Below are 24,322 nucleotides of genomic sequence, written 5' to 3'. Positions count from 1 at the left end.
TTCGATATGCGCAAACTTCTTATCATCCTTCCCTTCCTGCCCTCTGCGGCATTTGCCCAGCAGGCGGGTTGGGGCAGCGTCGGCCAGCAAGAGGAAAAAGGCTTTTCATGGACCGATCCGCTTTGGCCTGATTTCTGGATGGCGTGGACGCCAGCCACACTGGCTTTGTTCGTCGGCATCTTCTCGGCCATTGCACTTATCGGCGTGCTGGAAGGGTTCAAATTCCGCGATGGCATTGAACGCAAAGGCGTGCTGGGTCTGACCACAACGCTGGGCGACCGCCTGTTCATCACGCTGCTTGGCTCGGCCTATATCTTTCTGGCCTGGCTCGGTTTCGTGGGTCAACCGGTCTGGACACCGCTGTTTCTGTCCATCGGTTGGGGTTTCTTCGTTTTCTGGAAAGTTTAGGCTTTGACAAAACACGAAAGGATGCTTGTCTGACAGGCACACCAATCATGACGACACCAAGAGCAATGCGAAAGAAAAAGACGACAAATCTGCTGACCGAGGTTGAACTGGAGTTCATGAACGAACTTTGGGCCCTAGGGGAAGGCTCGGTGCGTGATGTATTGGACCGCCTGCCACCGGAACGGAATCTGGCCTATACTTCAGGTGCAACGATCCTGCGTATTCTCGACGAAAAAGGTTTTGTCGAAAGTCGCAAGGACGGGAAAACCCTGATCTACAGCCCGCTTCTGGACAAGGATCGGTACCAGGCCCGCTCGCTTCAGAACCTCTCGCGGACGTTGTTTGACAACACACCAGCCTCGCTGGTGGCGCGCTTGGTGGATGATGCGGGTCTGAGCGAGGCGGATCTTGAGGATATTCGGGCATTGGTAGAAAGGAGACTGCAAAATGACAGCGGTTAAGCCGGTTCTCGATGCCTATCTCGAACTGAATTTTGTTCTGATCCTATCGGTCGCGTTGTGGTTCGCAGCTCGATTTGTTCTGTCTCGAACCTCGATGCGACTGTCCTTTTCCGATCAGTTTCGTCTGCTCAGGGCGCTGGTGCTTTGCCTTATGCTCAGCCCGGTGCTGGCCTTTGGGGTGGCGCATCTGTTCGAACTTATCTGGCCCGGTCAGCCGATGGCCATCGGCGACGTGGCCGTTGCGGCCTATCTGAGGGGTGAGATCGCGCTGCCTGCAACCCAGTTTGAGACGCTGCTGAACACGCGCCAGCGCTGGGTCGAGGCCGCTTTGGATGGTAGCTCCGTCTGGGCCGTTGCTGCACTCGCGGCCTTGGCATTGGTCTCGGCCATGCTGGTTCTCCGCGTGATCTGGGCGGCGCTGCAAATTCGTCAGACGGTACTGGACAGTTTCCTGTGGAAACGTTCGGCCAAGGTGGATGTCCGTCTGTCGGATCACATCAAAGTTCCCTTTGCCGTGCGGGGCCTGCGCCGTCGCCACGTAATCCTTCCCAGCAACCTGCTGAACGATCGCCACGAATTGCGGTTCGCGATTGCGCATGAGTTCCAGCATGTGCGCAGCGGCGACGTCGAATGGGAGTTGGTGCTGGAGTTTCTGCGCCCACTGTTCTTCTGGAATCCGGCCTATCACATCCTGCGCTATCAGTTTGAGCGGCTGCGCGAGCTTGGTTGCGATCAGGCCATTGTCGCCAGACGCAGGCTGGATACGGTGGATTATGCCAAATGCCTGTTGGACTATTGCGCCCGCACTGTCTCGCGCGAGCGTCCACAGGTCCTGAATGTTGCGCTGGTCAATGGGAACAAGGCGAAGCGGGTTCTGCGACAGCGTGTGATCGCTTTGGCAGACGGACCCAAAGGGGGTCATCCGCTGCATGCGATGGTTCTGTCTTTCAGCCTGATCTTTGCGATTGTGTTGGCCTGGGGCTCGGCCAGTTTGCGCGAGACCGACGGGTGGAGCCAAGACCGGCTTATGCTTTCGACCGTTGTCAACCTTGAGCGGCTAGAACGTCGCAACAGCGGTAATTGAAAAGCGTCGTCTCGGTCAGACCGAGACGCCTTGAAGGACTTGATCCCGTGACACATCCTGCTTGCGGCCTTCCAGCAGGATTTCTCCCCGACGCAGGACGACAAACCGGTCGGCGAGGTCGTAGGCAAAGTCGAAATATTGCTCGACCAGTAGGATTGCCATCTGACCCTGATCGCGCAGGTGGCGGATCACTTCGCCGATCTGCTGGATGATGTTGGGCTGAATGCCCTCGGTAGGTTCATCCAGCAGCAAGAGCCGGGGTTTCGTGATCAGCGCCCGGGCGATCGCCAGCTGTTGTTGCTGGCCACCGGACAAATCTCCACCGCGCCGATGCTGCATCTGGGCCAGAACCGGGAACAATTCAAAGATCTCATCCGGCACGAAGTGTTCAGCTGCGGGAAGGCAGGCGAACCCGATTTCAAGATTCTCGCGCACGGTCAGAAGCGGAAAAATCTCGCGCCCTTGCGGGACATAGGCGACACCTTTCCAGGCCATCTGATGCGCAGGCAGCGGGCCAAGGGCTTCGCCGTCCAGTGTCAGCGACCCGCCAGAGCGGGGATGAGTGCCCGAGATCGCCTTGATCAGGCTGGTCTTGCCGACACCATTGGTGCCCATCACACAGGTCACCTCACCCCTCTCGGCCTCCATTGAGATACCGTTGAGGATTTGTGAATGGCCATAGTGCAGGGTCAGATCGTTCAGTTTTAGCATCGCTCAACGCCCCAGATAGACGTCGATGACGTCCTGATTTGATGTCACATGGTCCAGCGACCCCTCGGCCAGAACTGCTCCTTCATGCAGAACGGTAACCTTGCAGTTCAGGCGGCGGACGAACTCCATATCATGTTCGACAACCACCACGGCGCGGGTCTTGGCGGCCTGAACTAGAAGGTCGGTCGTGTGCTCGCGCTCCTGCGGGGTCATCCCGGCGGCAGGCTCATCAACCAGCAGAAGGCGTGGTTCCTGTGCCAGCAACATCCCGATCTCGAGCCATTGTTTCTGCCCGTGGCTCAGCTCGCCCGACTTGCGGTCAAGTTCGTCCTTCAGGCCGATCTCGTCGGCCAGTTCCTCGACCTTCTCCAGATCGTCCGCTGAGGGCCGATAGAAAAGGACACCCAGCCAACCGCGTTTGTTCTTGAGGGCCATCAGCAGGTTTTCTCTAACGCTTTGGTCCTCGAACACGGTGGGTTTCTGGAATTTCCGGCCAACCCCGGCCTGCGCGATTTTCGCCTCGCTCATCCGCAGCAGTGAGACGGATTTTTCGCCCCAGATCACGCGGCCTTCGTCTGGCCGCGTCTTGCCTGTGACGATGTCCATGAAGGTCGTTTTTCCGGCCCCGTTCGGGCCAATCACTGCGCGCAGTTCGGCCTCGCCGATCTGGAAGGAGAGATTGTTGATGGCACGGAACCCGTCGAAGGTAACCGAAACGCCGCTAACCTCTAGCAGAGTGCTCATTCCGTTGCCTCCTTTTCGCGTAGGGCGCTGTCGTCGGGGCCAAGCGGCGCACCATGGCGCTGCGGCGCACGGCGGTTGCTCCAGAGGTCGAACAGCCCTCCGATGCCCTTTGGTGCGAACAGGGTTACCAGCACGAAGGAGACGCCCAGCAGCACTTGCCACCAGTCGACCCATTTGATCGTGTAGAACCCCAGCGGGATATCCGGTGCCTGTCCGCCGGTGAACCATGTGCTGAGCAGGCTGACGAAAGCCGCCCCGATGACTGCGCCATACAGACGACCCCGCCCACCGATGGCAACCCAGACGGCCAGATAGATCGAAGCAATGGGGGCCATTTCCTCGGGGTTGATGATCCCGGCCTGCGGGTAGTAGAGCGCCCCCGCGATGGCTGCGATACAGGCAGTCAGGGTGAAGACAGCCAGTTTGTAAACCTCGACAGAATAGCCAAGGAACCGCACACGTGCCTCGTTGTCGCGGATGCCACGGATGACCGAGCCGAACTTGCCCGATACAACCCAAGCCGCGAGTATATAGCCCAAGCCAAGTGCCAGCGCCGAGGCCCAAAGGAACCAGATCGACACCACGTCCTGCGAGGCGGTCACACCCGGCAGGTTCTGCAAGCCCGATAGGCCATTATTGCCGCGCAATCCGCTGTCGTTCTGGAACAGGTACAGCGCCAGCGCCAAAGTCATCGCTTGTGTCAGGATCGACAGGTATACCCCCGTCACCTGGCTGCGGAAGGCCAGCCAGCCGAAGATCAGCGCCAAAAGTCCGGGCACCAAAACGACCAGTATCAGTTGCAGGGCCAGGCTATGGGAAAAGGCCCAGATCAGCGGAAAATCCGATGAACCAACCACGCCGAAAATCTGCGTTCCGATAGCGTCCACGACCTCGGACGGGGTAGGAGGGATTTCGGCTTGTGACAGAGACTCGACCACGATCAGGCGGGTCCGTTCGTACATCAGCCACATGCCGATCATGTAGCCTCCTAGCCCGAAGAAGGCGAAATGACCCAGCGAGAGGATGCCGGTAAAGCCCCAGACCAGATCCATAGCTACGGCAATCAGGCAAAGGCACAGGGTCTTGCCCAGCGTCTTGACGAAGCTGGTTGAGATCACACCGATCCCGAACCCTTCGGACAGGACGGTCACGCCCAATGTGAACAGGGACAGGATGGCCAGAAAGACCAGTACCGAGGGGCTCTTGGCGACAAAGCTGCGTTCCATGGCTCAATCCCCCGCCGCGCGGCCTTTGAGGGCGATGATGCCCCTTGGCCGAAACTGAATGAAAATGATGATGAAGATGATCATGTAGGTCTGCGCGGCGAGGGTGTTCGACGGGTTCATCCACTCGATGCCCTTTTGGAGGAAGCCGATCATGCCGGCACCCGCCAGCGCGCCCCAGATATTGCCGACGCCGCCAACAACCACGGTCATGAAGCTCTGTACGATATAGTCGCTGCCCAGATCGGACGTGACCTTGGCGAACAGCCCAATCGCAACCCCGGCGATTCCTGCGATGCCGGAACCAAGACCGAAAGTCAGCATATTCACGCGCCCCGGATTGATCCCCATCGACCCCGCCATGCGCGGGTTCTGTGTCACCGCGCGCATCTCTAGCCCCAGCCGCGTGCGCTTCATGATGTAGAGGAACAGCCCAAGAAAGATCATGGCCAGAACGAAGATCGCGATGCGGATATAGCTGATCGAGACCACATCGTTCAGCACCCATGCCCCGTCCAGCCAGCCGGGCGCGGTCAGCGGTCGGGCCTGCGTACCGAAGATGTTCTTGGCCAGCTGTTGCAGCGCGATTGAGATGCCGAACGTCGCCAGTAGCGTCTCTAACGGGCGGGCGTAGAGCCAGCGGATTACCAGCCGCTCCATCGCGACGCCCATGGCGAAGGTGATGGCAAAAGCCATCGGAATGGCGACGATGATCGACAGCGTATGGTCGGGGATGAATTGCTGAACCACATAGCCGGTGTAGGCACCCATCATGATGAACTCACCATGCGCCATGTTGATCACGCCCATCACGCCGAACGTGATAGCCAGACCGATGGCAGCCAGGAAATAGATCGACGCCAATGAGATCGCGTCGAGCGTCAGGTCGAGGGTCTGGTTTAGGCCAACCTTAAGCTGGATCTGTTCCAGCGCCTTTTCGGCTGCGGTTGTGATTTCTGGTGAAGGTTCGGCATAGGTCTCAAAGAAGACATGCGTTTCCAACGCAGAATCGATGTCGGCCTCGGTGATCAAAGCAGGCACGAGGCCGGCTTCGGCTAAAACAGCGTAAGCCTGAGCACGCGTGGTGTCAGAGTTCAGCTGCGCGACAGGAATGTCCCCCACGCGGCCGCCGTCGATATTGGCGGCCAGTGCGGCGCGTATGTCATCGGGCGACGTGCGCGGCGCGGCAAGGTCACTGGCGACCAACAGATCATATGCCTCGTCCCGCGACAGGGCTTCTGATCCGGGGTCTAGAATTGCGGCGATATTCGCGTCAGCAGGTAGACCAGTGCCCGCATGTCGCTTCGTCACGACCAGAGGGTTCAGGGCTGCACGGACGTCCACTCCCAGATCGTCGGACATCTCTTCAATCGCAGCAACACGTGCTGCGATATCTTCGTCGTAGCCGATGGTCAGCAACCGCTCGAGGCGTTGCTTCTGCGCTTGCAACTCGGTGTCGGGTTCGTCCTCAATCGACGCGCGCAGCGGCTCCAGCAGAGCGGCCTCGGGATCGCGTTGGATAGAAGTCAAAGCGGCCAGACGTTTCGCGCGATCAGGGTCGGTCAGTTGGAACTGCACCAAAGCCGTCCCGATCATCGCGCGGATGCCGCTATTGGGTTTCAACTGCTTCAAGTCGGATTTCTCAAACGTGCCAACGACTTCTCCGGTGTCGAAATCGGTCAATTCATACGACCGCCCTTCACCTTTTTTGCCGGCAAAAAACAGGCCATCCGACTTACGCATCCACACGTCTTTGGCGGCCCATGTCTCAAGCATCACCTGCGCTTGTGGTAAACCGCTGCTGGCAATCGCATCAATCGCGGGCCCAATCGTCTTGCGCGAGCTTTTGGCGATGATCTCCTGATGCTCTTGCAGGATCGGTTGCAAACCGCTCTCTTGCGCATTGGCCGTTAGGCAGGCGCATAGGATTGCGAGGCCCGCAAGGAATAGTCGTAACATGTGGTGAAACCCGAGGTGTCTTTTGGGCAAGGCGGGCGATGGCACCCGCCTTGCGAGAAGATTAGTAGTTCGACAGGGTCTGAACGCAGGTCTTGGTCTCGGTGTTGTACATACCGCAACCCAGCTCTTTCCAATCCGAGATCAGAACCGCCGATTCTGGCAGGAAGTCGGTCCACGCATCACCCGGAACGACGTCAGTTTCGCTGATGATATCGAACTGACCGTCTTCCTGAATCTCACCGATCAGAACCGGCTTGGCCAGGTGGTGGTTCGGCAGCATCACGGCAGTGCCACCGGTCAGGTTCGGGAACTCCTGCCCGTACATGGCGGCGCGCACGGCATCCACTTCGGTCGATCCGGCCTCGGTCGCGGCATTTACCCACATGTTGAAGCCAATGTAATGCGCCTCCATCGGGTCATTGGTCACGCGGTCTTCACCCATGGTAGCTTTCCACGTCTCAACGAATTCGGCGTTCACATCGGTATCTGCCGACTGGAAGTAGTTCCACGCGGCCAGGTGACCGACCAGGTTGGTGGTATCCAGACCCGAGAGTTCTTCCTCACCGACTGAGAAGGCTACGACCGGGATGTCATCTGCTGAGACGCCCGCAGCCGCCAGCTCTTTGTAGAAGCCAATATTTGCGTCTCCGTTGATGGTCGAGATCACGCCGACCTTCTTACCATCCGCACCCAGCGCGACCACGTCCGCCACTATCTTGGACCAGTCAGAATGACCAAATGGGGTGTAGTTGACGAAGATATCCTCGTCCGCGATACCCTTACCCTTCAGATAGCTTTCCAGAATATTGTTGGTGGTCCTGGGGTAGACATAGTCCGTGCCGAGCAGAGCGAATTTCTCGACCCCCAGTTCCTCCAGAAAATAGTCGGTCGCAGGGATCGCCTGCTGGTTTGGTGCGGCACCGGTGTAGAATACGTTTTTCGAGGATTCTTCGCCCTCATACTGAACCGGGTAGAACAGCAGGCCGTTCAGCTCTTCGATCACGGGCAGAACCGATTTCCGGCTGACCGAGGTCCAGTTGCCGAAGATCACGTCCACCTCATGCACGGTCAGAAGCTCGCGCGCTTTTTCAGCAAATAGCGGCCAGTCCGAGGCCGGGTCGACAACAACCGCCTCAAGCTGCTTGCCCAGCAGGCCGCCCTTAGCGTTTTGCTGATCGATCAGCATCAGCATCGTGTCTTTCAGCGTGGTTTCCGAGATTGCCATCGTGCCGGACAGCGAATGCAGCACGCCAACCTTGATCGTGTCTTCAGCCGACAGTGCAGCGGTGGCCATGGCAGCAAATACCAGTGATCCGGCGAGCGTGGATTTGAGCGATTTCATGTAATCCTCCTGGGCGGGGCCGGGAGAGAGGGCTTGCACAAAGGCGCACTCTTCTTCTACCTGATCCCCGCAACTGTTGTTGCGTTATCGTGTGGCGGTTGTGTCCGAGGTCCAATTCGCGCAGCCGTCACACACCCTTCGAGATGTTTCCCCCGACGAGCACCCATACGGTTTCTGCATCGCGGCAATCTTGGCAACCTGTCGGTCAGGTAAATGCAAGAATCAGCCGCATCTGATTAATTTTTAATCCATTGCCCGACTGTGTGCCAAAAATTTGGTCACATGCATCGGTTTTGTGTTCGATTGCGACACCCAAGAATGGTTTTCCGCCATCCGAGGCCCGAAACACAGGGCATGAACTGACGCCTCGGGGGTGACCAATTACGCAACTTGCCCATATAACGCCCATCACGGACAAAACCCCTCCCCGTGCCAAGGGGGCCGTGTCGATCAGCACCAAGCCTTTGGGAAAGCGGTCTGTTCTGGACGTTTTCCGCCAATCTGGTTCTTTTAAGTGCCTGTTCCCACGTGCTGAATCGCGCGCGTTGGATGCGGTTCTGCTGAACACAGCCGGCGGCGTCACCGGTGGGGATGCGTTTCGGTTCTCCGGAACAGCTGGTGAAGGTACTACGCTGACGATGACGACGCAGGCCTGTGAGCGCGCTTACAAGGCGCAGCTTGGCTCCTATGGTCAGGTCGTCAATCACCTGACCGTCGCGCCCGGTGCTCGCATGAACTGGATGCCGCAAGAGACAATCCTGTTCAACGGCAGTGCTCTGGATCGTCGACTATTGGTCGAAATGGAGCCGGATGCGACTTTGCTGATGGTCGAGCCATTAGTCTTTGGGCGCGCGGCGATGGGCGAAACCCTGACGGATATCCGTTTGCGGGACCGGATCGAAATTCGGCGCGGTGGAGCTTCTCTCTTCCTAGATACAATGCGATTCGCCGGCGACCTGCACGCCCATCTCGCGAAACCTCATATCGCAGACGGGGCGGGTGCAATGGCGCTGGTCGTCTTTGCCTGCAGTTCGGCCGAAGGGCAGTTGGACACGGTGCGCCAGATGTTGCCCGAAACGGCAGGTGCAACGCTGATACATGGTGATCTGCTGGTGATCCGTATGCTGGCGGAAAACAGCTTTGCCCTGCGCCGTGCGCTGATGCCAGTTCTGCGGCAACTCAACAACAACACTCTTCCCCGATGCTGGATGATCTGAGATGAACCTGACCCCCCGCGAAAAAGACAAACTGATGGTCGCCATGGCCGCCGAAGTTGCCCGCAAACGCCTTGCCCGAGGGGTCAGGCTGAACCATCCCGAGGCCATCGCTCTGATCACCGACGCTGTGGTCGAAGGTGCGCGCGACGGTCGCTCGGTGGCTGACATGATGCAGGCCGGGGCCGAAGTGATCACCCGAGACCAATGTATGGAGGGCGTGCCCGAGATGATCCACGAGGTTCAAGTCGAAGCCACCTTTCCCGACGGCACCAAGCTTGTGACCGTCCACAACCCCATTCGCTAACAAAGGAACCAAGACATGACCCGTATGCTTTTCCCCGCCCTGATCGTTGCCGGCCCTGCCGCAGCCCACACCGATACGCATATCCATGCCCACGGCACGGACTACGCGACCCTTGGCGTTGGTCTGGCAGTTGTCGCAGTGGCCGCGATCGCGCTGATGGTAAAGTTGAACAAATGATCCCCGGAGAGCTGTTCCCGGCCGAGGGTGAGATCACCCTGAACGCAAGCGCAGAGGCGATCACCCTGATGGTCGCCAATACCGGCGATCGCCCTGTTCAGGTCGGCTCGCACTATCATTTCGCCGAAACCAACCCGGCGCTCGACTTTGACCGTGCAGCTGCACACGGGCTGCGCCTGGACATCGCGCCGGGCACCGCCGTTCGGTTCGAGCCCGGTCAGGCGCGCGAGGTCTCGCTGATCCCGATCGGCGGCGCGCGTAAGGTTTATGGGTTCAATCAAAAGGTCATGGGGTCGCTCTGATGCCAGCAACAATCAAACGTTCTGACTATGCTGCCATGTTCGGCCCGACCACCGGCGACAAGCTGCGGCTGGCCGATACCGATCTGGTGATCGAGGTCGAACGCGACCTGACCGCTGAACGTACGGGCGCTGCCGCTACCGGTGGGACGGGCGACAATGCGCTGCTCTACGGCGAAGAGGTCAAGTTCGGCGGCGGCAAGGTGATCCGCGATGGGATGGGGCAGTCTCAGGCCACTCGGGCCGAGGGGGCCGTGGATACGGTTATCACCAATGCGCTGATCGTTGACCACTCGGGTATCTACAAGGCGGATGTGGGTCTGAAAGACGGGCGTATCGCCAAGATCGGCAAGGCCGGGAATCCCGATACTCAGCCCGGCGTCGATATCATCATCGGTCCCGGCACCGAGGCCATCGCAGGCGAGGGGCGCATCCTGACCGCTGGGGGCTTTGACAGCCATATCCACTTTATCTGCCCGCAACAGATCGAGGATGCGCTGCATTCCGGCCTGACCACTATGCTGGGCGGCGGTACCGGCCCTGCGCATGGCACTCTGGCCACCACCTGCACACCGGGCCCATGGCATATCGGGCGTATGTTGCAAGCCGCCGACGCGTTCCCGATGAACCTGGCCTTTGCGGGCAAGGGCAACGCTTCGCTGCCCGCCGCGCTGGAGGAGCAGGTCAATGCAGGTGCCTGCGCTCTGAAACTGCATGAGGATTGGGGCACGACCCCTGCCGCCATCGATTGCTGCCTTTCAGTGGCTGACGCGATGGACGTGCAGGTCATGATCCACACCGACACGCTGAACGAATCCGGCTTTGTCGAGAACACCGTGGGTGCCATGAAAGGCCGCACGATCCACGCCTTCCACACCGAAGGCGCAGGTGGCGGCCACGCCCCCGATATCATCAAGATCTGCGGCGAAAACCACGTTCTGCCGTCTTCGACCAACCCCACGCGCCCCTTCACCGTGAACACTGTCGAAGAGCATTTGGATATGCTGATGGTGTGCCACCACCTCGACAAATCCATCCCCGAGGACGTGGCCTTTGCCGAAAGCCGTATCCGGCGTGAGACGATCGCGGCCGAGGACATCCTCCACGACATGGGCGCTTTCAGTATCATCGCCTCGGACAGTCAGGCTATGGGCCGGGTCGGAGAAGTTCTGATCCGAACATGGCAGACCGCCGACAAAATGAAGAAGCAACGCGGCCGTCTGTCTGAGGAAACAGGTGACAACGATAACCTGCGGGTCCGTCGTTACATTGCGAAATACACCATCAACCCGGCGATTGCGCACGGCCTGAGCCATCAGATAGGCAGTATTGAGGAAGGCAAACGTGCCGATCTGGTCCTGTGGAACCCTGCCTTTTTCGGGGTGAAGCCCGAGATGGTGTTGTTGGGTGGCACCATCGCCTGTGCGCAGATGGGTGACCCGAATGCCTCGATCCCGACGCCGCAGCCGGTCTATAGCCGCCCTATGTTCGGAGCATACGGCCGGTCGGTTGAGAACTCGGCGATCACATTTGTCTCGGAGGCCGCGCAAGCGGGCGGGATCGGTGATACACTGGGTCTGGCGAAACAAACCGTCGCCGTGCGCAACACGCGCGACATCGGCAAGCAGGATTTGCTGCTGAATGATGCAACGCCCCAGATCGAGGTTGATCCGGAAACCTATGAGGTCCGAGCCGATGGGGAGTTGCTCACCTGTCAACCTGCCGAAGTGCTGCCGATGGCGCAGCGCTATTTCATGTTCTGATTTGAAAAGGAGGCCACGATGACCACTGCGATCAAAACCGCCCGTATCTATCATGATCACCACCACGATCCGGCGCATGCTCAGGTCTCGCTGGACTATGACGGGCGTTTCCTGCGCCGCAAAATGCTGGCCACCGATGATGGTGAGTCCTTTTTGGTCGATCTGGCGCACACGAAATCCCTCGACCATGGTGGGGTTCTGGTGCTGGAGGATGGGCGCGAGATTGAAATCATCGCCGCACCGGAAGAGTTGCTGGAAATCAGCGGGGACAATCTGCTGCATCTTGCCTGGCATATTGGTAATCGCCACACGCCCTGTCAGATCGAAGCCGACCGGCTCCTTATACAACGCGATCATGTCATTCGCGATATGCTGCTGAAACTGGGGGCCGAAATCCAAGAGGTCGTTGAGCCCTTCACCCCCGAAGGCGGCGCCTATGGTCATGGCAGGACACATGGCCACGCCCACTAATTCCGATATCCTGACCTTGGTGCAGTGGTTGTCCCCGGCCTATCCGGTCGGCGGTTTCGCCTATTCTCATGGGTTGGAGGCCGCGATTGAACTCGGTTCGGTTGCCAGCCCTCAGGATACGGGCGCTTGGGTGTCGGACGTATTGGAGTATGGCTCTGGCTGGAACGACGCGCATTTTCTGGGGGCGGCTTACGCCGCCGAAACCCCGGTCGACCTGACCGACATCGACGCCACAGCGCGCGCGTTCAGCGCCTCATCCGAGCGGTTGATGGAAACCAGTTTGCTCGGGCAGGCGTTTGGAGCCGTGACCGGGGATGTCTGGGGTTTGAACTTGCAGCACCTGACCTATCCGGTGGCGGTAGGGCGTGCGGCACGATTGCAGAACTTGCCGCTGCCGTTGGTGACCGAGATGTTCCTGCAGGCATTCCTGAGCAATCTGGTCGCCTGCGCAACGCGCCTTGTTCCCTTGGGGCAAACCGATGCGCAGCGGCTGATACGGGACCTAACGCCCCTCTGCACAACGATTGCCGCAAAGGCGCAGGACGCGGGTCTGGAGGATCTGAGTTCGACGGCGTTCCTCGCGGATGTCGCGGCAATGAAGCATGAAACACAGTATTCAAGGATTTTCCGAACATGAGCAGTACGAACGGCCCCCTTCGTGTCGGCATCGGAGGCCCCGTCGGCGCGGGTAAAACCACTCTGACCGCCGCGCTGTCTGAGGCGCTGCGCGATGTCTGTTCGGTGGGCGTGATCACCAACGACATCTACACGCAGGAGGACGCCGAAGCGCTGATGCGGATGCAGATCCTGCCTCAGGACAGGATCATCGGCGTGGAAACCGGCGGTTGCCCGCATACCGCAATCCGTGAGGACGCCTCAATCAACCTTGCGGCCGTGGCCGAAATGCAGTCGCGCCATCCGGAGATTGACGTCGTGCTGATCGAAAGCGGCGGCGATAACCTGTCGGCCACGTTCAGCCCGGAATTGGCGGATGTGACGCTATATGTGATTGATGTGGCTGCGGGCGAAGAAATCCCGCGCAAGGGTGGGCCTGCGATCACGAAATCGGATCTGTTGATCATCAATAAAACCGACCTCGCCCCGCATGTGGGCGCGTCACTTGAGGTGATGCAGGAAGACGCCACGCGCATGCGCAAGGGTCGGCCGTTTTTGTTCGCCTCACTGCGCCAACGGCAGGGCGTGCCTGAAATCGTCAGCGCACTGGCTGCGATTGGTGGGCTTGAAACGGCTTGAAGAAGAGCGGTCGCCGCTGCTCGGTGCGGCGACTGTCGTTTCTAATTCGGAGTGGGGTGCCAACTAGAGGCTGACCGGGGCAATCAGGCCCCGACATTCACCACCATCTTGCCGAAATTCTCACCGCGCAGCAGCTGGTTCAGTGCCTCGGGCGCGGCCTCAAGCCCCTCGACCATGTGCTCGCGATATTTGACCGATCCGTCCTGAATCCAGCCGGTCATATCCCGGACGAACTCTTTGTAGAGCGAGACGGGGAAGCTGTCGAAGATGATGAAGCCCTGCGCCTTCACTTTCATCCGCAGCAGCGTGCCCATGATCGCAGGCCCCATATCCGGGCCATCCGGCAGGCCGGGCAGGTTATACCACGAGACCACGCCGCAGATCGGGATGCGCGCAAAAGCGTTCAGCAGGGGCAGGACGCCGTAAAGCACCTTACCGCCGACATTTTCGAAGTAGACATCAATCCCATCCGGGCAGGCGGCCCGCAACTGATCAGCAATGTCGGTGGCCTTGTGGTCGACACAGGCGTCGAAGCCCAGATTTTCCACCACATGCGCGCATTTCTCGGCACCGCCCGCAACACCGACGACCCGGCACCCTTTGATTTTGGCAATCTGCCCGACGGTTGCGCCGACCGGGCCGGAAGCGGCGGCAACGACTACGGTTTCTCCGGGTTTGGGCTCGCCGATCTGTAGCAACCCGGCATAAGCGGTGTAGCCGGGCATACCCAGAATACCCAATGCCCAGGACGGGTTTTGTGGCGCTTTGCCCATGTTTATGACCTCGGTCCCGTCCGAGATCGCATAGTCCTGCCAACCGCTGCCCGACAGCACGTAGTCGCCCGCCTCGAACCCGTCGAGGTTCGAGGTCACAACCTGTCCAACAACCTGTCCGGTCATGACCCCGCCAATCGCCACAGGCTCGGCATAGGATTTTGCGTCATTCATCCGTCCGCGCATATACGGGTCCAGTGACAAGTAGCAGGTGCGGACCAGCATCTCGCCCGCGCCCGGAGTGGGGATATCCGTAGTCTCCAGCCGCAGCGTATTGTCATCGGGCTCCCCCTTGGGGCGTTCGTTCAGAACGATGCGGCGGTTTGTGTCTGCGGTCTGGGGCATGGTCTTGTCTCTCTGCTGAGTCTGGTTTGTCGCGCCGGCACGTCACAAGCGTCGGGGCCTCGAATTTTGTCACACCGTTCTGTATTTCGGGCGGCGCGTCAATCTTTTCACAACGTTCTGCCGTAGGGTTTGCGCAGCAAAACTGCAGGGTTGAATTTTGCCGCGGGTTCTGCGTTTTCTGGCGCGTTTTCCGTTTGACTGCACCGCAAAACAATTTAAGCCTTCGCAAAGAGTTAGCCCCCAAACCAAACCTTCCCATGCAATCCAGCTTAGAAACACCAGTGACGTTGGGCCGCCGACCCGGGCATCCTTACAGGAAGGCCTACGATTGGTGGCCACCCCCATCCCAGCGCTGAGATTGAACCCGAATTTCAACTCAACGCGAAAGATTGACATGACAACTCAAACTCTCTCGAAGCCGGTTCAGGTTGAACTGGCCGAAACACATGTGCGTATCACTTGGCCCGACCATATGACTGGGGATTTCCCGTTCATCTGGTTGCGCGAAAACGACCCTGCAGGGTTCCACCCGCAGACGCAGGAGCGCCTGACCGACCTCACCGCCATTGCGCTGGAGATCAAACCCGTGCAGGCATTCCAGTCCGACAACAGCCTGCATGTTGTCTGGACTGAGGATCAGGCCCCCACCGGCTTTGATCTGGACTGGCTGCGCGATCGTCGTCCGGGCCAGCCTGCTTTCGATCCGGCCGATACCGGTTTTGTCACATGGCGGGCCGAGCTTTTGCCCGCCGGTATCCCCCGCGCGAACGCAGAAGAAGTCCTGACTGAGGACAGTGCTTTGAAGGATTGGCTGATCGCCGCGCGTCAATACGGGCTGAGCATCGTGGACCATCTGGCCGACAGCACTGAAGCTGGCATGGATGTCGCGCGCCGGATCGGCTTTCTGCGCGAGACGAATTTTGGACTGACCTTCGAAGTCAAATCCAAACCCAACCCGAACAACCTCGCCTATACGCCGGTTGCGCTGCCGCTGCACACGGATCTGACCAATCAGGAGCTGCCTCCGGGGTTCCAATTCCTTCATTGTCTCGCCAACGAGGCCGAGGGCGGTGAGTCGCTGTTCTGCGACGGCTATGCGGTGGCAGAGGATCTGAAACTGGAAGATCCCGATGCCTTTGACGCCTTGTGCGACATCTCGATCCCGTTCCGGTTCCATGATAGAGAAACGGACATCCGCTCGCGTAAACGTGTCATCACCTGCGATGAAAACGGTGACGTGATCGAGATCTGCTTCAACGCGCATCTGGCGGATTTCCTCGATATCGAGCCCGCTCTGATGCCGCGCTATTACCGTGCCTATCAGAAATTCATGGCGATGACGCGCGACCCCAAATATCTGCTTCAGCTCAAGCTGAAGGGTGGCGAAATGGTGGTCTTTGACAATCGCCGTGTGCTGCATGGGCGGTCGGCTTTCGATCCCAATACAGGCCACCGTCACCTGCACGGTTGCTATGTGGACCGTGGTGAATTCGAAAGCCGCCTGCGCGTTCTCTCGCGTTAAGCGCCTGACAAAAGAGCAGTGCCGTCTTGGGGCGGCGCTGTCCCACTACAACCTGTTGCGGAAGGCCGAGGGGGTCTGCCCGAACTCGGCCTTGAAAGCACGGGTCATCGCGCTGGCGTTCTCGTAGCCCGACCGGCTGGCGATCTCGGCGATGGATTGCTCGGTCTCTTCAGTCAGCCTGCGCGCAAGGTTCAGACGCAACCGACGATAGAGCGCTTGCGGTGTAGTTTTCAGGTCCGCCTGAACGCGCATTTCCAGCCGTTTCTGAGTGCACCCCGTTTTGCGTGCCACCTGTGCGATCGACAGCGGTGTCTCCAGGTTCGCCTGCATGATGGCCAGCGCGCGATTCACCAGAGTGTCTTCGGTTTGCATCGGTAAGGCATAGTTGTCGCTGCGGCCACGGCTCATAAACAGATGGGCGACCTCCATCGACAAAAGCGGGCCGTGATCCTTGCGGATAAGCGCAAGCGCTAGATCAAACGCCGCCATCGCTCCGGAGCACGTCAGACGAGCGCCATCAACGACGTAGCGCTCTTGCACGACGTCCACGGCGGGAAAGGCTTCTTCAAATCGGGAAAGCTCGTCCCAATGAATGGTCGCGCGGTGTCCATCCAGCAACCCGGCCTGCGCCATCAACCAACTGCCGGTATCCAGTCCGGCCACCAGTGCGTGCCTCTTTGCAGCCGCCAGCAGTGCGCGCAGGGTTTTGGGCTTGCCCAATTGCAAGAACCCGTAGGAGGGCATCACGACCAGAGCATCCCCACGCTGGTCGGTCAGGGCGACATCCGGCGTCACCGCCAATCCGCTGGAGCTTTGAACGGGTTCTCCGTCAACGGAAAAGAACCGCCACTCATACAAAGACTGCCGGGACAGAGTGTTGGCCGCCCGCAGAGGTTCGACCATGTTGGCGAGGCAGTGGTTCGAGAATCCATCGAACAGCAGGATGTTAAATCTGTGACTCAAAAATTTACCAGCTCTGCATGACATTCGGCGAAAACTGCATGCCGTGAACATGAGGAATCTCGTTTCCTGCGTCAATCACCTATCCAAGGATATCGCGCCATGCAGTTTGGTCTGACCGAAGAACAGGACATGATCGTCTCGACAGTCCGTAGCTTTGTCGAAAACGAAATCTACCCGCATGAGGCCGAGGTCGAACGCACCGGTCAGGTGCCGCATGAGCTGGGCGAAGAGATCAAACAGAAATGCATCGATCTGGGTTTTTACGCCTGCAACTTCCCCGAAGAGGTTGGCGGCGCAGGCCTTTCGCATCTCGACTTTACGCTGGTCGAGCGCGAGCTGGGTCGGGGCTCGATGGCTCTGACCCATTTCTTTGGTCGTCCGCAGAACATTCTGATGGCCTGCAATGATGAACAGCGCGAACGTTATTTGCTGCCTGCCGTGCGTGGTGAAAGGATGGATGCGCTTGCGATGACCGAACCTGACGCGGGCTCGGACGTCCGGGGCATGAAGTGTCAGGCTGTCAAGGATGGTGGCGATTGGGTCATCAACGGCTCCAAACACTTCATTTCGGGCGCGGAACACGCGGATTTTTTCATCGTCTTCATTTCGACCGGCGTGGATGAAACACCAAAAGGGCCCAAGAAGCGGATCACAACCTTCCTGGTGGATCGCGGAACTCCCGGGTTTGAGGTGAGCGAGGGGTATAACTCGGTCAGCCACAAGGGCTACAAGAACTACATCCTCTACTTCGACAATTGCCGCCTGCCTGACGCGCAGGTTCTAGGCGAGGTTGATGGAGGTTTCGCGGTCATGAACGAGTGGCTCTATGCAACCCGCCTGACGGTTGCGGCCTTCTCGGTTGGTCGGGCGCGGCGCTGTTTCGACTATGCGCTGAACTATGCAGCCGAGCGCAAGCAGTTCGGCCAGCCCATCGGCAAATTCCAGGGGATTGGGTTCCAGATCGCCGATATGATCACCGAGATTGATGCCGCGGATTGGCTGACTCTGTCTGCTGCCTGGCGCCTGGACGAAAACCTGCCTTCGAACCGCGAAATCGCCTCGGCCAAGCTTTATGCCTCGGAAATGCTGGCGCGTGTCACCGACGCGACGTTGCAAATCTATGGCGGTATGGGTCTGATGGACGACTTCCCGATCGAGCGTTTCTGGCGTGACGCGCGGGTTGAGCGGATCTGGGATGGCACCAGCGAAATCCAGCGTCACATCATCAGCCGTGATCTTCTGCGTCCGTTGGGCGCCTGACGATGACCAAAGTCCTCACCCGGCTTTTGCGCCCGAACTCCATCGCTGTGATCGGTGGTGGCGCTTGGTGTCAGCAGGTCATTCTGCAATCTGAACGTATGGGCTATGCGGGGCAGATCTGGCCTGTTCATCCCAAAGCGACCGAGATCGCTGGCCATAGGGCCTATGCCAGTCTCGAAGATCTGCCTGCACCGCCAGATGCCGTTTTCATCGGCATCAACCGCCATGCCACGATTGAGGCGGTTCGCACCCTTTCCGCCACCGGCTCAGGCGGTGCAGTGTGTTTTGCGTCAGGTTTTTCCGAGGCCGTGGCCGAAGATGACACAGGCGGCGATCTGCAGGCACAACTGGTTGCAGCTGCAGGCGACATGCCCATTCTGGGACCCAATTGCTATGGTTTCATCAACGCGTTGGATGGGGCTTTGCTGTGGCCCGACCAACACGGAGCCAAGCCGGTTGACTCTGGTGTTGCGATCCTGACGCAAAGTTCGAATATCTCGATCAACCTGACCATGCAGAAACGCGCGCTGCCCATCGCCTATATGGTGACCTGTGGGAACATGGCGCAAACCAGTCAGGCGCAGATCGCTTCGGCCTTGCTGGACGATCCGCGTGTGACTGCCGTTGGCCTGCATATCGAAGGCTTCAAGGACATCCGCGAATGGGAGGCGCTAGCGCAGAAGGCCCACTCCAAAGGTATCCCTCTGGCGGCGCTCAAGGTCGGCGCGTCCGAGCAGGCTCAGGCCGCAACCGTGTCGCATACCGCCTCTCTGGCGGGAAGCGACGCAGGTGCGCAGGCTCTGTTGGAGCGTCTCGGCATTCCACGCCTATCCGCCTTGCCTGATTTTCTGGAAACACTGAAGCTGCTGCATTGCTATGGCCCGCTTCCGGGCAGCAACATAGCCTCGATCAGCTGTTCCGGTGGTGAGGCGAGCCTGATCGCGGACATGGCCGTTGGAACTGGGTTGTCTTTCCCACGCCTAAGCGACGGTCAGAAAGCCCACCTGCGCGAAGCACTCGGACCGATGGTGGCGCTGAATAACCCGCTGGACTACCACACTTATATCTGGCGCGATGAAGCGGCGATGGCGAAGGCCTGGGCTGGGATGACGGGCGACGACATAGACCTGACGTTCTCGATCCTCGACTATCCAACCACGGATGCGAGCGACTGGGCCTATGCCTCGCGTGCAGCGATGAAAGTGCGCGCGGAGATCGGCGCGCGATTTGCCGTTGCCGCGACATTGCCCGAGTTGCTGCCCGAAGATGTGGCGCAAGAGCTTATGGACGGCGGAGTGGTGCCCTTCATGGGGCTGCGCGAAGCTCTTGCAGCAACCGAAGCGGCAGGTCAGGTTACCGCTCCCTCGGGTACACCGGTCACATTGCCCGGAACGGCTGAGGCCAAAAGGACACTCACCGAAGGCGAGTCCAAACGCGTTCTGGCCGAGTGCGGACTGCGTATCCCGCAGAACCGCACAGTCACAGGAGATGATCAGGCGCGCGCTGCCGCTCAGGACATGGATGCGCCCTTTGCGGTCAAAGGCGTGGGGCTAGCTCATAAGTCAGAACACGCGGCCGTGCGATTGGGTGTTCTTGCCGAAGACGTGGCCGACGTCGCCGCGGATATCGGCACCCCTGAAATTCTGATCGAAGAGATGATCACCGGAACAGTAGCTGAGCTACTTGTGGGTGTGGTGCGCGACCCAGCGCACGGGTTCGTCCTGACCCTGGGCGCGGGCGGCGTGCTGACGGAAGTGCTGCGCGATACCGCCTCCCTGCTGGTGCCCAGTTCTGCTGATGACATCCACAGCGCTTTGGGCAAATTGAAGATTGCACCGCTTCTGGCAGGCTATCGCGGTCAACCGGCGGCTGATATGGATGCCATCGTGGCCGCTGTTGAGGCCGTTCAGGCCTATGTCATGCAAAACGCCGACACGCTTGGCGAGGTCGAAATCAACCCGCTCCTCTGCACGCCCGACAAGGCGGTGGCCGTGGATGCGCTCATCAGAAAGGCCTGAGATATGGACCCGATCAAAACCCGCCGTAACGGCGCGATCCTTGAGGTCACGTTGGACCGGCCCAAGGCCAATGCCATTGATCTGGCCACCAGCCGCATCATGGGCGACGTCTTTGCCGAGTTCCGCGACGACCCTGACCTGCGCGTCGCGATCCTGACAGGTGCGGGAGAGAAGTTCTTTTGTCCCGGCTGGGACCTGAAAGCCGCAGCCGATGGCGATGCAGTCGATGGGGACTATGGTGTTGGCGGTTTTGGCGGTCTGCAGGAATTGCGCGACATGAACAAACCCGTCATTGCAGCCGTGAACGGCATTGCCTGCGGCGGAGGTCTGGAGCTTGCGCTGTCCGCCGACATGATCTTGGCTGCGGACCATGCGAGTTTTGCGCTGCCGGAAATCCGCTCGGGTACCGTGGCGGATGCGGCCAGTGTCAAACTGCCTAAACGCATCCCGTATCATATCGCGATGGAGTTGCTGCTGACGGGCCGCTGGTTCGACGCGGAGGAAGCCAACCGCTGGGGTTTGGTGAATGAGATTGTGACCGCGGATCAGCTGATGGATCGTGCGTGGGAACTCGCCCGCCTGTTGGCCTCGGGCCCACCGCTGGTCTATGCCGCGATCAAAGAGGTCGTGCGCGATGCCGAAGACAGCAAATTCCAAGACGCCATGAACCGTATTACCAAACGGCAGCTGCGTACCGTCGATACTCTCTATGCCAGTGAGGACCAGCTGGAAGGCGCGCGCGCGTTTGCGGAAAAGCGTGATCCTGTGTGGAAAGGCAAGTAAGCAAATTTGGGGTCTGAACCCTCTCGGCGGCTCCTTCTTTCGATGGGGCCGTAACACTTTATCAGCTGCGCCCAAGGGTTCCTTGGGCGGCCTGCTAACGGATTGCATTCGCGTGTCATATTAAACTAGGACATGCCAGCCCAACGGGGCAACAGCACTTCAAACCTGCGCCACAACCCGAACGCAGCCAAACCGAAATCCATGCCACGCAATCCGTGAATTGTTCAGCGCGCGACAGAAACTGTTGCCTGAATCTGGCTGCATGTGGACAATTAGACTTGACTATGTGTCATTTATTTTTCCTAACTAACCAGTCAATCAAAAAAACAGGGAGGCTCCAGTGAAAGCCCTAACAACCATTTCAACCCTTGCCATTCTGGCATCTGCCGGGGCGGCATTGGCCAATTGCGACGAGGTCGTATTCTCGGATGTCGGCTGGACCGATATCACTGCGACCACTGCCGCAACGACAACGATTCTTGACGCTCTGGGCTATGATACCGAGATCAAGATCCTTTCCGTTCCAGTGACTTACACTTCGATGGCTGAAGGCGATATCGACGTGTTCCTGGGCAACTGGATGCCGACCATGGAAGGCGATATCGCGCCGTATCGCGAGGCGGGAACGGTTGAAACAGTGCGCGCGAACCTGGAAGGCGCCAAGTACACGCTGGCCGTCAACGCTGCAGCCGCCGAGCTGGGCATCAAGGATTTCGCTGATATTTCAAAACACTCCGATGTTCTGGACGGCAAAATCTTCGGAATCGAGCCGGGCAATGACGGCAACCGTCTGATTCAATCCATGATCGATGGCGATTCGTTTGGCCTCTCTGGTTTCGAAGTCGCTGAAAGCTCCGAGCAAGGCATGCTGGCGCAGGTGGACCGCGCCTCGCGCAAGGGCGATCCGATCGTGTTCCTGGGTTGGGAACCCCATCCAATGAACGCCAATTTCGAGATGTCCTACCTGACCGGTGGCGATGAGTTCTTTGGCCCCAACTTCGGCGGCGCTACCGTGTTCACCAACACCCGCAAAGGCTATGCAGAAGAATGCCCGAATGTTGGCGCGCTGCTGAACAACCTGGAATTCTCGCTGGCGATGGAAAACGAGATCATGGCCGCGATTCTGGATGGTGGCGAAGACCCGGCAGATGCAGCCAGCGCATGGCTGAAAGCCAACCCGGATGCCTATACCCCATGGCTGGACGGTGTCACGACCCGTGACGGTGGTGACGCAGTCGCCGCAGTAAGCGCAGCACTGGGTCAATAACCTTAAACGCCCTTCGCCGCGTGTCTGTGGCGGAGGGCTTTTTTGTGGCCTGATTTCAGGCCCGGAATACTCTGAAAGGCAGACAGATGGATTGGCTGACCGACAACAAGATACCCGTCGGCAAGACGGCCCGAGCGGTTTTCGAATGGCTCCAAGAGATAGGGGAGCCATTTTTCGATTGGTTGTCCTGGGTTCTTGAGGCGCTGATTGATGGCATATTGTGGGTGCTGCAAACCCCGCATCCTTTGATCGTTGTGGGCGTTTTTGTGGGCATCACGTGGCTGTTGCAGCGCAATTGGAAGGTTTGCCTGTTTGTGGCGCTGGGATTCCTCTTCATTCTCAATCAGGGATATTGGGAAGAAACGACGGAAAGCCTGACTCTGGTACTATCTTCCTGTCTGGTCTGTATGGCGATTGGCGTGCCTATTGGCATCGCGGCGGCGCATAGGCCCAAGCTTTACGTGGCGATGCGGCCGGTGCTGGACCTGATGCAAACCCTGCCGACCTTCGTCTACCTGATCCCCGCGATCGTATTCTTTGGTATCGGCATGGTGCCGGGCCTGATCGCGACTGTAATCTTCGTTTTGCCCGCTCCAATCCGTTTGACGCATCTGGGTGTTTCCTCGACCCCGACCCCTCTGCTTGAGGCGGCCGAGGCCTTTGGCGCGACCAAATCCCAGACCCTATGGAAGGTCGAACTGCCTTACGCGCTGCCGCAGATTATGACCGGCCTAAACCAGACCATCATGCTGTCGCTGTCGATGGTTGTTATCGCCGCTCTGGTCGGTGCTGATGGCTTGGGCGTGCCGGTTGTGCGGGCGCTCAATCAGGTGAACACGGCCCTTGGTTTCGAATCCGGCTTTGTCATCGTTGTTGTGGCGATCATCCTCGATCGCGTCCTTAGAGTGGAGCATTGATCCATGACCGCAGTTGAATTTGACAGTGTTTCAATCGCGTTCGGCACCGACCCCAAATCCGCGTTGCCCTTCATGGACGAAGGCAAAGACCGCGCAACGGTGAAAGAAGCCTGTGGTCAGGTGCTGGGAGTCCACAATTGCTCGCTGACTGTGCATGAGGGCGAAACGCTGGTGCTGATGGGCCTGTCCGGTTCGGGCAAATCCACGTTGCTGCGGGCGGTGAACGGGTTGAACCCGGTGATCCGCGGCGCGGTTCGGGTCTCGGACGGATCGGAGATGGTGGATGTCACCAACGCTGACGCCCGCACCCTGCGCCGGATGCGTCAGAACCATATTGCGATGGTGTTCCAGCAATTCGGACTGCTGCCGTGGCGCACGGTTCGTGAAAACGTTTGGCTAGGGCTGGAGCTGTCGGGCATGTCCCGCACTGAGAGGTTGCAGCGCACCGATGAACAGCTCGCTCTGGTCGGTCTGTCTGACTGGGCCGACCGTAAGGTCGGAGAGCTGTCGGGCGGTATGCAACAACGCGTCGGTCTGGCCCGAGCTTTTTCCACTCAGGCACCGATCCTGTTGATGGATGAGCCGTTCTCGGCCCTCGATCCGCTGATCCGGACCAAGCTGCAAGATGAACTGCTGCGGCTTCAGGAAAAGCTGAAACGCACGATCATCTTCGTGTCTCATGACCTGGATGAGGCCTTCAAGATCGGCAATCGCATCGCCATCATGGAGGGCGGTCGCATCGTGCAATGCGGCACCCCGTCCGAGATCTACTCGAAACCCGAGGACGAATACGTGGCCGATTTCGTTGCGCATATGAACCCTCTGGGCGTCTTGCGCGCGCGGGATGTGATGGAGCCTGCAACCGGTACGCCGGACCGCTCGATTGATGCGGATACGGATATTCGCGACGTCATTCAGGGCTTTGACCAGAACAACGCACCGGTTGGCGTGACCGAGAACGGGGCGATCATCGGTCAGGTCACAAAAGACCGCGTGCTGCACAAGCTGGTTGATCCGATGGGACAGTAACCCTCGGACGGTGAACAAGGGGCGGTCC

The 24,322-nt window shown here is 59.1% G+C and carries 25 protein-coding genes; 18 read left to right on the top strand and 7 right to left on the bottom strand.

What is annotated here, in order from left to right; all coding sequences use genetic code 11:
• Nucleotides 1-6 precede the first annotated feature (6 nt).
• From ACR3FB_RS20185 to ACR3FB_RS20175, 3 genes are all read left to right on the top strand, one after another.
• Nucleotides 7-408, top strand: a complete 402-nt coding sequence (locus ACR3FB_RS20185) for a DUF2160 domain-containing protein (RefSeq protein WP_170378549.1) — start codon at nucleotides 7-9, stop codon at nucleotides 406-408.
• Nucleotides 409-473: 65 nt separating this feature from the next.
• Nucleotides 474-869: a BlaI/MecI/CopY family transcriptional regulator gene (locus ACR3FB_RS20180; protein ID WP_170378547.1), complete on the top strand. Its 396-nt coding sequence runs from the start codon at nucleotides 474-476 to the stop codon at nucleotides 867-869.
• Nucleotides 856-1,953 carry a M56 family metallopeptidase gene (locus ACR3FB_RS20175; protein WP_480566729.1) on the top strand — a complete coding sequence of 366 codons (1,098 nt, stop codon included), beginning with the start codon at nucleotides 856-858 and terminating at the stop codon, nucleotides 1,951-1,953. The genes ACR3FB_RS20180 and ACR3FB_RS20175 overlap by 14 nt, the downstream gene beginning before the upstream one ends.
• A gap of 15 nt (nucleotides 1,954-1,968) precedes the next feature.
• On the opposite strand, the gene urtE is transcribed toward ACR3FB_RS20175, so the two are convergent.
• The 5 genes from urtE to urtA form a co-directional block, all read right to left on the bottom strand.
• On the bottom strand, nucleotides 1,969-2,664 hold the full coding sequence (urtE, locus tag ACR3FB_RS20170) for an urea ABC transporter ATP-binding subunit UrtE (RefSeq protein WP_170767594.1): 696 nt from the start codon (nucleotides 2,662-2,664) through the stop codon (nucleotides 1,969-1,971).
• Between the two features lie 3 nt (nucleotides 2,665-2,667).
• Nucleotides 2,668-3,408, bottom strand: coding sequence for an urea ABC transporter ATP-binding protein UrtD (urtD, locus tag ACR3FB_RS20165; RefSeq protein ID WP_480566728.1), 741 nt, complete (start codon nucleotides 3,406-3,408; stop codon nucleotides 2,668-2,670).
• Entirely contained in the window at nucleotides 3,405-4,634 is a 1,230-nt protein-coding gene (urtC, locus tag ACR3FB_RS20160) for an urea ABC transporter permease subunit UrtC (protein WP_480566727.1), read from the bottom strand. The genes urtD and urtC overlap by 4 nt, the downstream gene beginning before the upstream one ends.
• A gap of 3 nt (nucleotides 4,635-4,637) precedes the next feature.
• Nucleotides 4,638-6,590: an urea ABC transporter permease subunit UrtB gene (urtB, locus tag ACR3FB_RS20155; protein ID WP_480566726.1), complete on the bottom strand. Its 1,953-nt coding sequence runs from the start codon at nucleotides 6,588-6,590 to the stop codon at nucleotides 4,638-4,640.
• A 61-nt stretch (nucleotides 6,591-6,651) separates the two neighbouring features.
• Nucleotides 6,652-7,932: an urea ABC transporter substrate-binding protein gene (urtA, locus tag ACR3FB_RS20150; protein WP_170549293.1), complete on the bottom strand. Its 1,281-nt coding sequence runs from the start codon at nucleotides 7,930-7,932 to the stop codon at nucleotides 6,652-6,654.
• A gap of 443 nt (nucleotides 7,933-8,375) precedes the next feature.
• On the opposite strand from urtA, the gene ACR3FB_RS20145 reads away from it, so the two are divergent.
• Genes ACR3FB_RS20145 through ureG form a run of 8 tightly spaced genes read left to right on the top strand, consistent with a single transcriptional unit; the run spans nucleotide 8,376 to nucleotide 13,417 of the window.
• On the top strand, nucleotides 8,376-9,149 hold the full coding sequence (locus ACR3FB_RS20145) for an urease accessory protein UreD (protein ID WP_480566724.1): 774 nt from the start codon (nucleotides 8,376-8,378) through the stop codon (nucleotides 9,147-9,149).
• 1 nt (nucleotide 9,150) lies between these two features.
• Complete coding sequence (locus ACR3FB_RS20140; protein WP_170378531.1) at nucleotides 9,151-9,453, top strand: urease subunit gamma; 303 nt, start codon at nucleotides 9,151-9,153, stop codon at nucleotides 9,451-9,453.
• A gap of 15 nt (nucleotides 9,454-9,468) precedes the next feature.
• Nucleotides 9,469-9,630, top strand: a complete 162-nt coding sequence (locus ACR3FB_RS20135; RefSeq protein ID WP_209253325.1) for a hypothetical protein — start codon at nucleotides 9,469-9,471, stop codon at nucleotides 9,628-9,630.
• Nucleotides 9,627-9,932, top strand: a complete 306-nt coding sequence (locus tag ACR3FB_RS20130; protein ID WP_425084511.1) for an urease subunit beta — start codon at nucleotides 9,627-9,629, stop codon at nucleotides 9,930-9,932. Before ACR3FB_RS20135 ends, ACR3FB_RS20130 begins: the two co-directional genes overlap by 4 nt.
• Complete coding sequence (ureC, locus tag ACR3FB_RS20125) at nucleotides 9,932-11,692, top strand: urease subunit alpha (protein WP_480566722.1); 1,761 nt, start codon at nucleotides 9,932-9,934, stop codon at nucleotides 11,690-11,692. The genes ACR3FB_RS20130 and ureC overlap by 1 nt, the downstream gene beginning before the upstream one ends.
• An 18-nt stretch (nucleotides 11,693-11,710) precedes the next feature.
• Nucleotides 11,711-12,163, top strand: coding sequence for an urease accessory protein UreE (gene ureE / locus ACR3FB_RS20120; RefSeq protein WP_170378524.1), 453 nt, complete (start codon nucleotides 11,711-11,713; stop codon nucleotides 12,161-12,163).
• Nucleotides 12,147-12,800: an urease accessory protein UreF gene (locus tag ACR3FB_RS20115; protein ID WP_480566771.1), complete on the top strand. Its 654-nt coding sequence runs from the start codon at nucleotides 12,147-12,149 to the stop codon at nucleotides 12,798-12,800. The genes ureE and ACR3FB_RS20115 overlap by 17 nt, the downstream gene beginning before the upstream one ends.
• Complete coding sequence (ureG, locus tag ACR3FB_RS20110) at nucleotides 12,797-13,417, top strand: urease accessory protein UreG (RefSeq protein ID WP_170478975.1); 621 nt, start codon at nucleotides 12,797-12,799, stop codon at nucleotides 13,415-13,417. The genes ACR3FB_RS20115 and ureG overlap by 4 nt, the downstream gene beginning before the upstream one ends.
• 83 nt (nucleotides 13,418-13,500) lie before the next feature.
• Here the strand turns inward: ureG and ACR3FB_RS20105 are convergent, their stop codons facing one another.
• Entirely contained in the window at nucleotides 13,501-14,535 is a 1,035-nt protein-coding gene (locus tag ACR3FB_RS20105; protein ID WP_480566718.1) for an NADP-dependent oxidoreductase, read from the bottom strand.
• Nucleotides 14,536-15,007: 472 nt separating this feature from the next.
• Here ACR3FB_RS20105 and ACR3FB_RS20100 point away from each other — a divergent pair, with 472 nt between their 5' ends.
• Nucleotides 15,008-16,057: a TauD/TfdA family dioxygenase gene (locus ACR3FB_RS20100; RefSeq protein WP_480566810.1), complete on the top strand. Its 1,050-nt coding sequence runs from the start codon at nucleotides 15,008-15,010 to the stop codon at nucleotides 16,055-16,057.
• A 45-nt stretch (nucleotides 16,058-16,102) separates the two neighbouring features.
• On the opposite strand, the gene ACR3FB_RS20095 is transcribed toward ACR3FB_RS20100, so the two are convergent.
• Complete coding sequence (locus ACR3FB_RS20095) at nucleotides 16,103-17,020, bottom strand: GlxA family transcriptional regulator (protein WP_480566716.1); 918 nt, start codon at nucleotides 17,018-17,020, stop codon at nucleotides 16,103-16,105.
• Between the two features lie 99 nt (nucleotides 17,021-17,119).
• Here ACR3FB_RS20095 and ACR3FB_RS20090 point away from each other — a divergent pair, with 99 nt between their 5' ends.
• The 6 genes from ACR3FB_RS20090 to choV all read left to right on the top strand — a co-directional run bounded on the left by ACR3FB_RS20090 (nucleotide 17,120) and on the right by choV (nucleotide 24,294).
• Nucleotides 17,120-18,280 carry an acyl-CoA dehydrogenase family protein gene (locus ACR3FB_RS20090; protein ID WP_480566714.1) on the top strand — a complete coding sequence of 387 codons (1,161 nt, stop codon included), beginning with the start codon at nucleotides 17,120-17,122 and terminating at the stop codon, nucleotides 18,278-18,280.
• 2 nt (nucleotides 18,281-18,282) lie between these two features.
• Nucleotides 18,283-20,298 carry an acetate--CoA ligase family protein gene (locus tag ACR3FB_RS20085; RefSeq protein WP_480566712.1) on the top strand — a complete coding sequence of 672 codons (2,016 nt, stop codon included), beginning with the start codon at nucleotides 18,283-18,285 and terminating at the stop codon, nucleotides 20,296-20,298.
• Nucleotides 20,299-20,301: 3 nt separating this feature from the next.
• Nucleotides 20,302-21,081 carry a carnitinyl-CoA dehydratase gene (locus ACR3FB_RS20080; RefSeq protein ID WP_480566710.1) on the top strand — a complete coding sequence of 260 codons (780 nt, stop codon included), beginning with the start codon at nucleotides 20,302-20,304 and terminating at the stop codon, nucleotides 21,079-21,081.
• 340 nt (nucleotides 21,082-21,421) lie between these two features.
• Nucleotides 21,422-22,348 (top strand): choline ABC transporter substrate-binding protein, encoded by a 927-nt coding sequence (choX, locus tag ACR3FB_RS20075; RefSeq protein ID WP_480566708.1) that lies wholly within the window; start codon nucleotides 21,422-21,424, stop codon nucleotides 22,346-22,348.
• Between the two features lie 86 nt (nucleotides 22,349-22,434).
• Complete coding sequence (gene choW / locus ACR3FB_RS20070) at nucleotides 22,435-23,265, top strand: choline ABC transporter permease subunit (protein WP_170378502.1); 831 nt, start codon at nucleotides 22,435-22,437, stop codon at nucleotides 23,263-23,265.
• A gap of 3 nt (nucleotides 23,266-23,268) precedes the next feature.
• A complete protein-coding gene (gene choV / locus ACR3FB_RS20065) occupies nucleotides 23,269-24,294 on the top strand; it encodes a choline ABC transporter ATP-binding protein (RefSeq protein WP_480566706.1) in 1,026 nt (341 codons plus the stop codon).
• Nucleotides 24,295-24,322 lie beyond the last annotated feature (28 nt).

It is taken from the genome of Ruegeria sp. AO1 (genome assembly GCF_056535985.1).
This window is presented reverse-complemented; position numbering and strand designations above follow the sequence as displayed.

Excerpts from the sequence above, each read along its gene's own strand:
- ACR3FB_RS20185 (WP_170378549.1), top strand. The coding sequence starts at position 7 with ATGCGCAAACTTCTTATCATCCTTCCCTTCCTGCCCTCTGCGGCATTT.
- ACR3FB_RS20180 (WP_170378547.1), top strand. The coding sequence starts at position 474 with ATGCGAAAGAAAAAGACGACAAATCTGCTGACCGAGGTTGAACTGGAG.
- ACR3FB_RS20175 (WP_480566729.1), top strand. The coding sequence starts at position 856 with ATGACAGCGGTTAAGCCGGTTCTCGATGCCTATCTCGAACTGAATTTT.
- urtE (WP_170767594.1), bottom strand. The coding sequence starts at position 2,664 with ATGCTAAAACTGAACGATCTGACCCTGCACTATGGCCATTCACAAATC.
- urtD (WP_480566728.1), bottom strand. The coding sequence starts at position 3,408 with ATGAGCACTCTGCTAGAGGTTAGCGGCGTTTCGGTTACCTTCGACGGG.
- urtC (WP_480566727.1), bottom strand. The coding sequence starts at position 4,634 with ATGGAACGCAGCTTTGTCGCCAAGAGCCCCTCGGTACTGGTCTTTCTG.
- urtB (WP_480566726.1), bottom strand. The coding sequence starts at position 6,590 with ATGTTACGACTATTCCTTGCGGGCCTCGCAATCCTATGCGCCTGCCTA.
- urtA (WP_170549293.1), bottom strand. The coding sequence starts at position 7,932 with ATGAAATCGCTCAAATCCACGCTCGCCGGATCACTGGTATTTGCTGCC.
- ACR3FB_RS20140 (WP_170378531.1), top strand. The coding sequence starts at position 9,151 with ATGAACCTGACCCCCCGCGAAAAAGACAAACTGATGGTCGCCATGGCC.
- ACR3FB_RS20135 (WP_209253325.1), top strand. The coding sequence starts at position 9,469 with ATGACCCGTATGCTTTTCCCCGCCCTGATCGTTGCCGGCCCTGCCGCA.
- ACR3FB_RS20130 (WP_425084511.1), top strand. The coding sequence starts at position 9,627 with ATGATCCCCGGAGAGCTGTTCCCGGCCGAGGGTGAGATCACCCTGAAC.
- ureC (WP_480566722.1), top strand. The coding sequence starts at position 9,932 with ATGCCAGCAACAATCAAACGTTCTGACTATGCTGCCATGTTCGGCCCG.
- ureE (WP_170378524.1), top strand. The coding sequence starts at position 11,711 with ATGACCACTGCGATCAAAACCGCCCGTATCTATCATGATCACCACCAC.
- ACR3FB_RS20115 (WP_480566771.1), top strand. The coding sequence starts at position 12,147 with ATGGCCACGCCCACTAATTCCGATATCCTGACCTTGGTGCAGTGGTTG.
- ureG (WP_170478975.1), top strand. The coding sequence starts at position 12,797 with ATGAGCAGTACGAACGGCCCCCTTCGTGTCGGCATCGGAGGCCCCGTC.
- ACR3FB_RS20105 (WP_480566718.1), bottom strand. The coding sequence starts at position 14,535 with ATGCCCCAGACCGCAGACACAAACCGCCGCATCGTTCTGAACGAACGC.
- ACR3FB_RS20100 (WP_480566810.1), top strand. The coding sequence starts at position 15,008 with ATGACTGGGGATTTCCCGTTCATCTGGTTGCGCGAAAACGACCCTGCA.
- ACR3FB_RS20090 (WP_480566714.1), top strand. The coding sequence starts at position 17,120 with ATGCAGTTTGGTCTGACCGAAGAACAGGACATGATCGTCTCGACAGTC.
- ACR3FB_RS20085 (WP_480566712.1), top strand. The coding sequence starts at position 18,283 with ATGACCAAAGTCCTCACCCGGCTTTTGCGCCCGAACTCCATCGCTGTG.
- ACR3FB_RS20080 (WP_480566710.1), top strand. The coding sequence starts at position 20,302 with ATGGACCCGATCAAAACCCGCCGTAACGGCGCGATCCTTGAGGTCACG.
- choW (WP_170378502.1), top strand. The coding sequence starts at position 22,435 with ATGGATTGGCTGACCGACAACAAGATACCCGTCGGCAAGACGGCCCGA.
- choV (WP_480566706.1), top strand. The coding sequence starts at position 23,269 with ATGACCGCAGTTGAATTTGACAGTGTTTCAATCGCGTTCGGCACCGAC.